This is a genomic window from Micromonospora sp. NPDC051925, assembly GCF_044548625.1.
Lineage (GTDB): Bacteria > Actinomycetota > Actinomycetes > Mycobacteriales > Micromonosporaceae > Micromonospora.
Window position 1 is genome coordinate 257,750 of the sequence record NZ_JBIUCH010000006.1, and the last position, 13,018, is coordinate 270,767.

The following is a 13,018-nucleotide window of genomic DNA, read 5'->3' on the forward strand; positions in this document are numbered from 1 at the left end:
AGGTCAGCGGGGAGAATCACACATGTCAGCACGCCGCCAGGACGTCATCGTCGTGGGTAACGGGGCCGTCGGTGCCTCGATCAGCTTCGAACTGCAGCGTCGCGGATTCGCCGTCACGCGGATCGGCCGGCGTACCCGCCCGTACGCCGCGTCGCTGGCTGCCGGCGCGATGCTGGGCTGCTTCGGTGAGGTGACCGAGTCGCTGCTGGCCAGCGACCACGGGCGGGCCAAGCTCGACATGGACCACCGGGCCCGCACCTTCTGGCCGGAATGGGACCAGCAGCTGTCGGAGGACTCCGGCGACGAGACGTCGCTGTTCACCGCGCACGGCACCTTCGTGATCCTCAACTCGGCCGGCTCCCGCGCCGTCGACTCGGGCAACTTCCACGCCATCGAGCGCACCCTGCGCGAGTACGACGAACCGTACGAGACGGTCGACCCGGAGGCGATGGACTGGCTCACCCCCAACGACCTGACCCGGTCGCTGCGGGGCCTGTTCCTGCCCGGCGAGCACGCGGTGGACTCGCACCGGCTGCTGACCAAGCTCGATGAGGCGTTCGTGCGCCGCGGCGGGCGGCTGCTCGACGACGAGGTCACCGCCGTACAGGTGGACGGGGACCGGGCCACCGGTGTGCAGCTCGCCTCCGGCGACGTCCTGGCCGCCGACCAGGTGGTGGTGGCCGCCGGCGCCCGGTCGCTGACCCTGCTGGAGAACCTGCCCGAGGTGCTGCGCCGGATCCCGCCGATGGTCAGCGGGTACGGCGTCTCCGTCCTGGCCGAGACCGAGGACGGCCGGGTGCCGTCCTCGGTCGTACGCACACCCAACCGGGCGTTCGCCTGCGGTCTGCACTGCGTGCCGCGCGCCGACGGCGTGGTCTACCTGGGTGCCACCAACATCATCAGCGTCCGGCCGCGGCAGCACGCCGCCATCGGTGACCTGCAGTTCCTGCTCGGCTGCGCGGTCGACCAGCTGCACACCAACCTGTCGGAGGCGTCGCTGCGCTCGGTGCAGGTGGGCAACCGGCCGGTGCCCGCCGACGGCTTCCCGCTGGTCGGCTCGGCCGGGGTGCAGGGGTTGTGGCTGGCGACGGGCACCTACCGGGACGGTCTGCACCAGTCGCCGCTGCTCGCCCAGCACGTCGCCGCCCTGGTCGAGGGCAAGGTCAGCGAGTTCGACTTCCTCACCGCGTTCGGGCCGGTCCGCAGCCCGCTCGCCGGCGCCACCCGCGAGCAGGTCGTCGCGACCACCGTCGAGCACATGATGGCCACCGGCTGGGAGTACCGCTGGAACGTCATCCCGGAGTGGCCGCCGCGCATCGAGCGGCACCTCGGCCGGCACTACGCCGCCATGGTGGACGAGCTGCACCCCACCTTCACCCCACCGGCGGAACTGGTCGCGGCGATGACCGACGACCTGCGCGTGGCCCTGACCCGCTACTACGCCGCGTGGTCATGACCGGCCCGTCCGACGACGAGCTGCTGGATCAGGCCCGCCGGGAGCTCACCGAGGCCGGGCTGTGGGACGTGGACGGCGACGTGGCCGCGCTGGCCGAGCGCTTCCTCGGGCACGCTCCGCGCCCCGTCCGGGTCGCCGAGTTCACGGCGGCGGTGGCCGAGCGGCGGGCGCGCATCCCGCTCGGGCATCTCACCGGCACCACGACCTTCGACGGGCTGCGCCTGGTGGTGGGCAGTGGGGCGTTCATCCCGCGTACGGAGAGCGTCGCGCTGGTCGAGTGGGCCGCGCAGCCGGACGTGCTGCCGACCGCCGGCACGGTGCTGGATCTGTGCTCCGGTGTCGGGGCCATCGGCCTGGCCCTGGCCCGGCGTCGCCCGGACGCCACCGTGTGCTGCGTCGAGCGCGACGACACCGCCCTGCAGTACCTGCGGCGCAACGCCACCCGGCTCGCTGACGTCACCGGGGCGGTCGGCGTCCTGACGGTCGACCTGACCGAGCCCGGCTGCCTCGACGCGTACGAGGCAGCCACCGACCTGATCGTGGCCAACCCGCCGTACGTGCCGCCGAGCCTGCGGCTGCTGCCGGAATGGGCCGACCACCACCCCCGGGACGCGATCTACAGCGGCCCGGACGGCCTGGACCTGATCCGCCGGATCGCCGCCCTGAGCGCCACCACGCTGCGCCCCGGCGGGTGGCTCGGCGTGGAGCACGACCGGGCCCAGCCGGGGGCGGTCCGGCAGATCCTCACCGAACACGGCTTCACCGACATCGTGACCCTGACCGACTCCGCCGGCGAGACCCGGCTGAGCGTGGCCCGCACCGCCACCAAGGAGCCCCGCTGATGAGCCCCTCCACCACCCCGGCGAACTGGGTCGCGACCCGCCGCGACCGGACCTCCTCGGCTCTGGACCGCTGCTTCGCCGAAGGGCTCACCGGGCACACCGTCGTCAAGCGCGAGGGCAAGCGCATCGAGCTGACCGACGGCTCGGTGGTCACCGAGTTCGTCTCCTGTTCGTACCTCGGGCTGGAGTCGCATCCGGCCCTGGCCGAGGCGGCGGTCGCCGCCACCGCGACCTTCGGGGTGCACCTGTCGTCGTCGCGCAACCGGATGCGCCCGGTCTACCTGCCGCAGCTGGAGGAGCTGCTGGGTGAGATCTACCCGGGCACCGCGCCGTGCGTGTTCACCTCCACCAGCAACGTGCACCTGGGCGTGCTGCCGCTGCTGGCCTCCGGTTCGCTGCCCAGCTACCCGATGACCCGCGAGCCGCACTTCTTCGTCGACCGCAACGCGCACGCCTCGATGCAGGTGCTGCGCGGCATCTACGAGCAGTTCGGCCCGGTGAGCCGGCTGCCCTCGGCCGACCCGGACGAGGCCGAGCGGACCTGGCAGCGTGCGGCCGGCGACCGGACCCCGATCGTGCTCTCCGACGGGGTGCAGTCGATGACCGGCCTGACCGAGGTGGGTGAGCTCGCGGCCCGGCTGCGGCGGGCCGGCGGATACCTGTACGTCGACGACGCGCACGGTGTCTCCATCGTCGGCACCGACGGCTGCGGCTACGCCTTCGACGACATGGGCGGCCGACTGCCGGCCAACGTCGTGCTGGCCGGTTCGCTGTCCAAGGGCTTCGGCGGCTCGGGCGGCTTCCTGCTGGTGGCCTCACCCGACGACGTCGCGGTGGTCCGCAAACTGGCGAACCCGCTGGTCTTCGGGCACTCGGTGATGGTGCCGATGATGGCCGCCAACGTCGCCTCGGCCCAGCTGCACCGCACCCCGGAGGTGCGGCAGCTGCAGGACCGGCTGTGGGCCAACGCCGCATGCCTCGACGAGCTGACCGGCGGCAAACTGTCCAACGCGGGCCTGCGGTCGCCGATCCGCGGCGCGCTGTTCGGCACCGAGGAGGACGGACTGCGAGCCGCCCGGCTGCTGCGTGACCGCGGTGTGGTCATGCTCCCGGCGTTCTACCCGACGGTGGCGCAGGGCACCTCGCTGCTGCGCTTCGCGATGTCGAGCCTGCACACCGAGGAGGAGATCCGGCTGCTGGCCGCCACCCTGGAGAAGGTGGGCGGGTACGGCCTGCCGGTGGCCGCCGCGGAGGCCGAACGTGGCTGACGGCAGCGTCCTGACGGCACCGGACGAGCGGCTCGGTGGGCCCTGGCACCCGCTGGTCGGGTCGTACTTCGTCACCTATCTCGGCGACGGTCTGTTCTACGTGTGCGCCGCGCTCTACTTCACCCGGATCGTCGGCCTCGACCCGGTCACCTACGGCGCGGCCCTGACCGCGTCCTGGCTGGTCGCGCTCCTGCTCGGCGTACCGGTGGGGCAGCTGGCCGACCGGTACGAGGCCCGCGCGGTGTCGATAGCCATGCTCACCGTCTCGGGGCTGGTCGTCGGCGTCTTCCTGATCACCCCGAACCTGCCGGTCTTCGTCGTCGCGGCCTGCGTGTTCTCGATCTGCACCCAGGGCACCCACTCGGCCCGCTCGGCGCTGATCGCCCGGGTCTTCCCGGTGGAGCGCGTCACCCGGGTACGGGCGCTGCTGATCGCCACCGCGAACGCCGGGCTGGCCGTCGGGGCGCTGCTCGGCGGTCTGGTCATCGCGGCCGACAGCGCGTCGGCGTACCGGACGGCGTTCGCGGCCGACGCCCTGATGTTCCTGGTCGCCGCCGCGCTGCTCCTGCTGGTGCCGAGGGCCCTGCGGACGCCTGTCGCGAGCGACGTCGACGAGTCGCCGGCCACCCGGCAGCGCATCCGGAACGTCTTCGCCGATCGCGGGTACGTGGCGGTCGGGCTGGCGAACATGCTGCTGTGCCTGCACATCCCGCTCATCGACGTGGCCATCCCGCTGTGGGTCGTGCAGCGCACCGCTGCCCCGGAGTGGATCATCGCGGGCGTCTTCGTGGTGAACACCCTGCTGGTGGTCCTGTTGCAGTACCGGATGGCCAGGCGCATCCGCAGCATCGACCACGGCGTACGGACCCTGCGCTGGGCCGGCGTGCTGCTGTTCGGCGGCATGGCGCTGTACGCGGCCTCGGCCGTGCCGTCACACGGCTGGGTGTCCGCCGCGCTGCTGCTGGCCGGTTCCGCCGTGCTGACCTTCGGGGAGATGCGGCAGACCGCCAGCATGACCGAGATCAGCTTCCGGCTCGTCCCGGACGGCCGCTACGGGCAGTACCAGGGCTTCTTCGGGATGGGCTCCACCGCGGCCGAGGCGGCCGGTCCGCTGGTGGTGACCTGGCTGGTGATCAGCCAGGGTGCCTGGGGCTGGCTGGCGCTGGGGGTGGTGTTCCTGGTGGCGAGCTTCGCCGTCCGGTTCGGCGTCGACCTCGCGCGCCGCTCCCCGCTGTTGCGGGAGAACGCGGCATGAGCGGCGACCGTCCCATCCTGCTGTTGCTCAGCGCCAGCCGGCGGGTCATCGTCAAGGCCCGTGCGCTCGGGCTCGACGTCGTGCACGTCGAGGCACCCACGATGAGTGACCCCGGGCTGCGTGAGCTGTGCCGGGAATCGCTGGTGGCCGACCTGCTGGACGTCCCCGGCATCGTCGAGCTGGCCCGCTCGCTGCACCGCCGGTACGGCTTCGCCGGCGTCACCAGCAACCACGAACCGGCCTGTCCCGCCGCCGAGGCGGTCGCCCGTGACCTGGGCCTGCTGGCCGCCGGCACCGGGGTGACGACACTGCTGCGCGACAAGATCGCCACGCGTGCCCGCCTCGCCGGGGATCCCGACCTGGACAGCCCCTGGGCCGAGATCCGCGACGCCGGCGACGTCCCGGCCGCTGCCCGGGTCGTCGGCTATCCGATGATCATCAAGCCCGGCAGCGGTTCGGCCAGCCTCGGCATCATCCGGGTCGACGGCCCCGACGACCTGGACGAGGCCGCCCGGCAGGTCCGCCGGATGGCACGCAACGAGCACCGCTACCACGAACTGCTGCCGGTGACCCGGTTCCTCGCCGAGCCGCTGGTGGCCGGTGACGAGTACAGCGTCGAGACCTTCAGCCGCGCCGGGCGGCACGAGATCCAGGCGGTGGTCCGCAAGATCACCTCGTCGGTGTCGTTCGTGGAGCTGGGTCACCTGACGCCTGCGGAGCTGGACCCGGCCCTGCGCACGGCGGTCGGGGACCGCGTCCGGGCGTTCCTCGACCGGGTGGGGCTACGGGAGGGGCCGGCCCACACCGAAGTGATCACCGGTGACGCCGGGCCGCACGTCATCGAGTCGCACGCGCGTACCGGTGGCGACGGGATTCCGGAACTCGTCCAGCTCGTCAGCGGGCGTGACCCGGAGGCCGAGATGCTCGCCCACTTCGCCGGCGTGCGACCGCCGGCACCGGTGCCGGCGGTCGCACGCGCCACCGCCAAGGTCTACCTGACCGCAGCCGGCACCGGGCGCATCCGCGCGGTCGACGGCGAGGCCGAGGCCCGCGCCGTGCCGGGGGTGCACGCCGTCGAGCTGTACGCGGGGCCGGGCGACCAGGCCGGCCCGCTGACCGCGAGCTGGGACCGCCTCGGCGCGCTGGTGGCCACCGCCGAGACCGTGGCGCAGGCCTGGGGCATCGCCCAGCACGCCGCGAGCCTCATCAAGATCCACCTGGAGGAGGCATGAGAGCGATCGACCTCGCCGTCGACCGTACCGGGCTGCTGGCCGCCCAGGCCAGCAACCTCGACCTGATGCGGGCCGCCGTGCAACGCTCGCGGACCTGTACGGCGGTGCAGCCGTACGCCGGCCTGCTGACCCCGCAGCGCCTCGCCGAGGCGCCGCTGATGACCCGGGACCAGCTCGCCGCATGGGGCTCGCAGCCCGCTGCGCCGAACCGGATCACCACCGGCGACGTCCGCCTGGTGCTGCGCTCCAGCGGCTCGTCCGGCCGGGTCCGCACCCTGCTGCACGACCGCGCCTTCAACGAGCGGGTCGAAGCCCTGGGCGCGCGGGGGCTGTGCCTGGACGGGCTCGGCCCGAACCCGTTCGTCGTCAACGCTCTGACGCCCGGTGACCTGTTCGGCGGCTTCGGCTTCGCCGAGGCGGTGCTGGCCCGGCGTGGCGCGGCGGTGCTGCCCACCGGGACGACCCTGCCGCCGGAGCACCTCGCCGAGCTGATCACCGACCTCGACGTGGCGGCGATCGTCGCCCTGCCCGCCCTGCTGCACCGGCTGCGCGCTGCCATGCCGGCGGAGCTGGCCCGGCTACGGTGCGTCTACTTCCTCGGCGACCGGATGGACGGGGCGTTCGCCGCGGAGCTGCGGGCCGGGGGCACCGCGGTCCGCTCGTTCGCGTACAGCACCACCGAGACCGGACCCATCGGCTACCAGTGCGCCCACCTCGACGGCGGCGACCACCACCTGCACGAGGACCTGGTGATCGCCGAGGTGGTCGACGAGGACGGTCGGCGGCTGCCCGACGGCGTGCCGGGTGCCCTCGCCGTGACCGTGCTGACCGAGACGGGTGCCGCACTGGTCCGCTATCTCGTCGGTGACCGGGTCACCCTGCTCGCCCACGGGTGCCCGTGCGGATCGCCCGCCCGCGTGCTGCGTCTCGGTGGCCGCGACGACACCTCGGCCAACATCGACGGGACGCTTGTCACCCGGGACATGTTCGACAACGCGCTGGCGGCGCACGGCGTCACCGGCAGCTCCGCGTACCAGGTGGGGGTGTCCGTCGAGGAGGGTCTGTTCCGCCTGGCGCTGGCCGGCACGGCGGTCGCCGCGCTGCCCGCCGACGCCGCCCTGGCCGCCCTGCGTAGCCACCCGACCCTGCGCAAGGTCGCGGAGTCGCCCCGGTTCCGCGGTCTGACGGTCGACCCCTCCGGGTCGCTGCCGCGCACCACGGCCCGGGGCAAGGTGCCATTCTTCGCGATCGGGGGAGACCACGATGGACAGTCCTGACACCGCGACCGGGGCGACCACCGCCGTCGACGCCGGCGCCGTCCTGGCCCCGCTGCGCGGGCAGCTCGACGAGATCGACCGGGAGATCCTCGCGCTGATCGTCCGCCGGATGCGCGTGTGCCTGGACGTCGCCCGGCTCAAGTCCGAGCACACCATCCCGATGATGCAGCAGTCGCGGGTGAGCCAGGTCGTCGGCCGGGCCCGCGCGTACGCCGCCGAGCACGGCCTGTCCGAGGACTACCTCGGCGACCTGTACACCCGCATCATTGCCGAGACCTGCGCCGAGGAGGACAGGCTCATCAGCGAGCTGACCCGGGAGGCACGGCCGTGACGATCATCCTGGTCGACAACTTCGACTCCTTCACCCTCAACATCGCCCAGTACCTGTACGAGGTGAGCGGTGTGCACCCGCGCGTGGTGCCCAACAACGTCAGCTACGACGACCTGCCGCTGCACGAAGCGACGGCGGTGGTGCTCTCACCCGGTCCGGGCCGCCCCTCGCGCGCCGGCGACTTCGGCGTCTGCCGGGACCTGATCCTGCGGTGCGACCTGCCGATCCTCGGTGTGTGCCTGGGCCATCAGGGCATCGGTGAGCTGTTCGGCGCCCGTACGGTGCACGCGCCGGCGCCGATGCACGGCATCGTCGACACGATCAAGCACAGCGGCACCGGCTTGTTCCAGGGACTGCCCCAGGACATCCCGGTGGTGCGCTACCACTCGCTGGTCAGCACCGAACTGCCTGCCGAGCTGGAATGCACCGCCTGGACCGCCGACGGGCTGGTCATGGCGCTGGCCCACCGTTCCCGTCCGGTCTGGGGTGTGCAGTTCCACCCGGAGTCCATCGAGACGCGCGGCGGGCACCAGATCCTGAGCAACTTCCTGACCCTGGCGGCCGAACACCGGCGGCTCTCCGGCCCGGCGGCCACGACCGGCCCGGCGGCCACGACCGGCCCGGCGGCCACGACCGGCCCGGCGGCCACGACCGGGGCGGTGCCCGACGACGACAAGCAGACCATCGCCGTCAGCGCCTTCCACGGGGTCGGCGGCGCGGGCCGTTACCGTCTGCACACCCGGCGCGCGGGCGACGTGAGCGAAGGGGTCAGCCCTGCGGCGCTGTTCCGCAGCCGCTACGCGGACCGTGAGCACGCGTTCTGGCTCGACTCCGAGGGCAGCGACCGGCCGGGCTCGCGGTACTCCTTGATGGGCGCGGCCGGCGGCGAGGGCGACGTGGTCCTCACCTACGACCTCGCCGGGCGCATCCTGACGCTGACCGGCCGGACGCACACGGCACACGTCCCCGGGGACCTGTTCACCCTGCTGGAGGAGATCGGGGGCACGGTCGACGTCGACGTCCCGGACGACTGGCAGCTTCCGTTCAAGGGCGGTCTGGTCGGCTGGTTCGGCTACGAACTCAAGGCGCTGACCATCGGCGAGGAGCGCCACCGGTCACCGGAGCCGGCGTCGTGGTTCGTGCTCGCCCGGCACTTCACCGTCGTCGACCACGCCACCGGTCAGGTGCTCGACTGCCACCTGGAGGCGGTGGACGAGCCCGCCGCCGGGCCGGCGGCCCGGCAGTGGCCGCAGCCGCCGCCCACCCCGCCCACGATGGCCGCACCGGTGGCCGCGCGCTTCGTGCCGGGTCCGGTACCGGAGGAGCGGCTCGGCCTGCGCGCCTCGCGTGAGCAGTACCTGGACATGATCCGGCGGGCCCAGGAACTCATCGTGGACGGCGAGACCTACGAGCTGTGCCTGACCAACCGGGCCACGGTTCCGACACCGGCCGACGGGCTGGCCGCGTACGAGCGGATGCGCCGGGTCAGCCCGGTGCCGTACGGCGCGTACCTGCGCTGCGGTGACCTGGAGGTGCTCAGCTCCTCGCCGGAGACCTTCCTGCGCATCGGGGAGGACCGGATCATCGAGTCCCGGCCGATCAAGGGCACCCGGCCGCGGGGGCGGACCCCGGAGGAGGACGAGGCGCTGCGCACCGACCTGCTGCGGTCCCCCAAGGACCGGGCCGAGAACCTGATGATCGTGGACCTGCTGCGCCACGACCTGAACACGGTCTGCGAGCCGGGCAGCGTGCACGTGTCCGAGGCGTTCGTGGTGGAGAGCTACTCCTCGGTGCACCAGCTCGTCTCGACCATCCGGGGGCGGCTGCGCTGGGGCCGCTCGGCGATGTCCGCGGTCCGCGCGGCCTTCCCGGGCGGCTCGATGACCGGTGCGCCCAAGAAGCGGACCATGCAGCTCATCGACGACCTCGAAGGTGCGCCGCGGGGCATCTACTCCGGGGCGCTGGGGTGGTTGGGCTTCTCGGGCGCGCTGGACCTGAGCATCGTCATCCGTACCGCGGTGATCCGCGACGGCGTGGCGACGTTCGGGATCGGCGGGGCCATCACCGCCAAGTCCGACCCTGCGGAGGAGTTCGAGGAGACCCTGGTCAAGGCGAGCGTGCCGCACTACGGGCTGCACGGTTGGTCCGACGCGGTCCGGGGCGGTGCCGGTGTCCGGTGACGTCCCCGACGACGCCCGCCGGGTGCTGATCCTCGGTGGCACCGGGACGGTCGGGCGCTGGGCCGCGAAGTATCTCACCGGTCCCGGTGACCGGGTGGTCACGGTGGACCGCCGGGGCGAGGTCGACCTGCACGCCGACGTGCTGCGACCGGAGCCGGCCCTGCGTACGGCGGCCGACGCCGCCGGGATGATCGTGCTCGCGCTGCCCGAGGACGTCGCGCTGGGCTGTGCCGACTGGCTGGCAACGGTCGTCGGTACGGACGCCGTCCTCGTGTCGACCTGCTCGGTGCAGCAGCCACTGTTCGCCGCTCTGGCCACGGCGGACCACGCCCCGCGCCTGGTCGGCGTCAACCCGATGTTCTCCCCGACGCTGGACTCCGCAGGCCGACCGGTGGCGCTGGTCCGTACCGCGTCGGACGCGGTGACGGACCTGCTGCGCCGACGGCTGAGCGCCGGCGGCATGCTCGTCACCGAACTCACCCCGGACGCGCACGACGAGGCGATGTCGTATCTCCAGGCGCTGCCGCACGCGGTGCTGCTGGCGTACCTTCAGGCGTTGGTGGAGTCGCCGGTCGAACCGGCCGTCCTGCTGCGGCTGGCTCCGCCGCCGGCGCGGACGCTGTTGGCCCTGGCCTGCCGGATCCTCAGCGCGCCCCCGGAGATCTACTGGGACATCCAGCACGCGAACGCCGCAGGCGCCCAGCGCCGGCAGGCGTTGCGCCGGGCGCTCGACGAGCTCGACGACACCGTGACGGCAGGGGACTCCGACCGGTTCCGGGCGACGCTCGCCGCCGCGGGGGACCGGCTCGGCCCGCAGGTCACCCTCAGCGCGCAGGAGTGCCACCGCCTCTTCAGCCTGCTGTCCACCCCCTCGTCGACCTGACCGACGTCGACGCGACCCGCTGACCTCGCGTACCGGCCGTGGCACGGCGACCGCCACCGGCCCGACACGGCGCGGCGAGTAGCGAAGTGGCGATGGGTGTCGACCGCCCCGAAAATGATCATGTAGATCGATGAAGCTTGACGTCTGGTAGTCCGGCGCGCATCCTGGCATCAGGCTGTCGAATCGGTTCGCTGACGCATCGACCGGGCTGCCACCCCAGCCATTTCCCTTCGCCCACCAGGCTCGTCACGAGAGGCCCCGGTCATGTCCCCAGCTTCCTTCCCGATGTCGCGCCGCCGGCTCCTCACGACGGCCGGGCTCACCGGGGTCGCCGTGCTCACCGGCATGTCGCGGTCCGGCATCGCGGCTGCCATCAGCGGCCCGAGCAGCTACACCCCGTCGTGGTCGTCGGTGGACCAGCATCCGGCGGCGCCGGAGTGGTTCCAGGACGCGAAGCTCGGCATCTACTACCACTGGGGGGCGTTCAGCGTCCCCGCGTTCGAGAACGAGTGGTATCCGCGCAACATGTACCTCGGTGGCTCGTCGGCGAACAGGCACCACATCGCCACCTACGGCGACCCGTCGGTGTGGCCGTTCCACAACTTCATCAACGGAGCGCGGGACAAGGCGGGGACCTTCGTGCAGTTCGCGCCGAAGTTGACCTCGGCCGGCGGCAACTTCGACCCGGATGCGTGGGCGCAGTTGTTCGTCGACGCGGGGGCGAAGTTCGCCGGGCCGGTGGCCGAGCACCACGACGGGTTCTCGATGTGGAACAGCAGCGTGAACGAGTGGAACTCGGTGGCGAAGGGGCCGAAACTCGACCTGGTCGGGCTGCACGCCACCGCGATCCGGGCCAAGGGCCTGAAGTTCATGGTGTCGATGCACCACGAGTTCAACTTCGGCGGCTACTACGACAATGTTCCGTACCAGTCCGACCCCAGCCTGCGCAAGCTCTACGGGCAACTCGGTGCCGCCGCCGAACAACAACTGTGGTTCGACAAGCTGCGGGAGGTCATCGACGGCTACCAGCCCGACCTCATCTGGCAGGACGGCGGCCTGGTCGCGCTCCCGGAGTCACGACGGCTGGAGTTCCTGTCGTACTACTACAACAAGGCGGTGGCCTGGAACCGGGACGTCGTCGCCACGTACAAGGACGGCTTCAACACCAGGGGCGAGGTCTTCGACATCGAGCGGGGTGGGCCGGCGGACATGCTGACCCCGTACTGGTTGACCGACGACAGCATCTCCAGCTCAAGCTGGTGCTACACGGTGGGCATCGGGTACTACACGCTCAACCAGATGGTGCACTCCCTGGTCGACCGGGTCAGCAAGAACGGCAACGTGCTGCTCAACATCGCCCCCATGGCCGACGGCACCATCCCGGACGGGCAACGCGCCATCCTGCTGGCCATGGGCGACTACCTCAGGCGCTTCGGCGAGTCGATCTACGCCACCCGCGCCTGGACCGTCTACGGCGAGGGGCCGACCAAGATGGGTGGCGGGTCCTTCACCGGCCCGCAGGCGGGGACCAACCGGGACATCCGGTTCACCCGCAACAAGGACGACACCGTGCTGTACGCCACGGTCCTCGGCTGGCCGGGCAGCACGTTGGACATCACCACCCTGAACGCGAACCGGATCAACGTCGGCACGCTGACCTCGGCGCAACTGCTGGGCCCCACGGCGGGCGCGTACCTCGACCTGTCCCGGCCCGTCCAGGACGCCGCCGCCCTGCACGTGGCGATGCCCTCGGCCACCGCACCGTTCAACGCCTCGGCGTACGTGGTGAAGCTGACCTTCTCCGGCCAGATCCCCACCCTGGGCGGCGGTGGGCCCACCACCGGCTACGTGCGGATCGTCAACGCCGCCACCGGGCTGGCCCTCGACAGCGGCGGGAACGTCGCGGCGGGGTCGAACCTCAAGCAGTGGAACTGGGACGGCAGCACCAACCTGCAGTGGCAGCTGGTGGACCTCGGCGGCGGCTACTACCGGATCGTCAACCGCACCAACGGCATGGTGGCCGACAGCTGGGGCAACACGGCCAACGGGGCCCCGGCCAGGCAGACGACCTGGAACGGCGGCAACAACCAGCAGTGGCGGTTGAACAGCGTGGGCAACGGCCGCTACCAGATCGTCAACCGAGGTACCGGCACCGCGTTGGACGGCATGGGCAGCAGCGCTGCCGGCTCCACTGCGGGCCTGTGGTCGCCGAACGGCAGCGCCAACAACCAATGGACGATCACCACCTCCTGACCAGCGCCCGGATCCGGTCTGCACCGCCACGGCTGCCAGGG

Annotated in this window: 10 protein-coding genes; all 10 read left to right on the forward strand. The window is 72.1% G+C overall.

The window, feature by feature from the left end; all coding sequences use genetic code 11:
• The first annotated feature begins 22 nt into the window (after positions 1-22).
• The 10 genes from ACIG87_RS10560 (at position 23) to ACIG87_RS10605 (ending at position 12,977) form a co-directional block, all read left to right on the forward strand.
• Positions 23-1,456, forward strand: a complete 1,434-nt coding sequence (locus tag ACIG87_RS10560; protein ID WP_396850041.1) for an NAD(P)/FAD-dependent oxidoreductase — start codon at positions 23-25, stop codon at positions 1,454-1,456.
• Positions 1,453-2,298 carry a N5-glutamine methyltransferase family protein gene (locus ACIG87_RS10565; protein ID WP_396850043.1) on the forward strand — a complete coding sequence of 282 codons (846 nt, stop codon included), beginning with the start codon at positions 1,453-1,455 and terminating at the stop codon, positions 2,296-2,298. Before ACIG87_RS10560 ends, ACIG87_RS10565 begins: the two co-directional genes overlap by 4 nt.
• Positions 2,298-3,566 carry an aminotransferase class I/II-fold pyridoxal phosphate-dependent enzyme gene (locus tag ACIG87_RS10570; protein ID WP_396850045.1) on the forward strand — a complete coding sequence of 423 codons (1,269 nt, stop codon included), beginning with the start codon at positions 2,298-2,300 and terminating at the stop codon, positions 3,564-3,566. Before ACIG87_RS10565 ends, ACIG87_RS10570 begins: the two co-directional genes overlap by 1 nt.
• Positions 3,559-4,821 carry an MFS transporter gene (locus tag ACIG87_RS10575; RefSeq protein WP_396850047.1) on the forward strand — a complete coding sequence of 421 codons (1,263 nt, stop codon included), beginning with the start codon at positions 3,559-3,561 and terminating at the stop codon, positions 4,819-4,821. Before ACIG87_RS10570 ends, ACIG87_RS10575 begins: the two co-directional genes overlap by 8 nt.
• The gene (locus tag ACIG87_RS10580) at positions 4,818-6,053 is read left to right on the forward strand and encodes an ATP-grasp domain-containing protein (protein ID WP_396850048.1); all 1,236 of its coding nucleotides are present in this window, start codon (positions 4,818-4,820) and stop codon (positions 6,051-6,053) included. Before ACIG87_RS10575 ends, ACIG87_RS10580 begins: the two co-directional genes overlap by 4 nt.
• Positions 6,050-7,330 carry a phenylacetate--CoA ligase family protein gene (locus ACIG87_RS10585; protein ID WP_396850050.1) on the forward strand — a complete coding sequence of 427 codons (1,281 nt, stop codon included), beginning with the start codon at positions 6,050-6,052 and terminating at the stop codon, positions 7,328-7,330. The genes ACIG87_RS10580 and ACIG87_RS10585 overlap by 4 nt, the downstream gene beginning before the upstream one ends.
• The gene (locus ACIG87_RS10590; protein WP_396850052.1) at positions 7,317-7,661 is read left to right on the forward strand and encodes a chorismate mutase; all 345 of its coding nucleotides are present in this window, start codon (positions 7,317-7,319) and stop codon (positions 7,659-7,661) included. The genes ACIG87_RS10585 and ACIG87_RS10590 overlap by 14 nt, the downstream gene beginning before the upstream one ends.
• Positions 7,658-9,841: an aminodeoxychorismate synthase component I gene (gene pabB, locus ACIG87_RS10595; RefSeq protein ID WP_396850054.1), complete on the forward strand. Its 2,184-nt coding sequence runs from the start codon at positions 7,658-7,660 to the stop codon at positions 9,839-9,841. The genes ACIG87_RS10590 and pabB overlap by 4 nt, the downstream gene beginning before the upstream one ends.
• A complete protein-coding gene (locus ACIG87_RS10600) occupies positions 9,831-10,724 on the forward strand; it encodes a prephenate dehydrogenase dimerization domain-containing protein (RefSeq protein WP_396850056.1) in 894 nt (297 codons plus the stop codon). The genes pabB and ACIG87_RS10600 overlap by 11 nt, the downstream gene beginning before the upstream one ends.
• Before the next feature lie 285 nt (positions 10,725-11,009).
• On the forward strand, positions 11,010-12,977 hold the full coding sequence (locus ACIG87_RS10605) for an alpha-L-fucosidase (RefSeq protein WP_396850057.1): 1,968 nt from the start codon (positions 11,010-11,012) through the stop codon (positions 12,975-12,977).
• Positions 12,978-13,018: the final 41 nt, after the last annotated feature.

Excerpts from the sequence above, each read along its gene's own strand:
- ACIG87_RS10580 (WP_396850048.1), top strand. The coding sequence starts at position 4,818 with ATGAGCGGCGACCGTCCCATCCTGCTGTTGCTCAGCGCCAGCCGGCGG.
- ACIG87_RS10605 (WP_396850057.1), top strand. The coding sequence starts at position 11,010 with ATGTCGCGCCGCCGGCTCCTCACGACGGCCGGGCTCACCGGGGTCGCC.
- ACIG87_RS10570 (WP_396850045.1), top strand. The coding sequence starts at position 2,298 with ATGAGCCCCTCCACCACCCCGGCGAACTGGGTCGCGACCCGCCGCGAC.
- ACIG87_RS10565 (WP_396850043.1), top strand. The coding sequence starts at position 1,453 with ATGACCGGCCCGTCCGACGACGAGCTGCTGGATCAGGCCCGCCGGGAG.
- ACIG87_RS10590 (WP_396850052.1), top strand. The coding sequence starts at position 7,317 with ATGGACAGTCCTGACACCGCGACCGGGGCGACCACCGCCGTCGACGCC.
- ACIG87_RS10560 (WP_396850041.1), top strand. The coding sequence starts at position 23 with ATGTCAGCACGCCGCCAGGACGTCATCGTCGTGGGTAACGGGGCCGTC.
- ACIG87_RS10585 (WP_396850050.1), top strand. The coding sequence starts at position 6,050 with ATGAGAGCGATCGACCTCGCCGTCGACCGTACCGGGCTGCTGGCCGCC.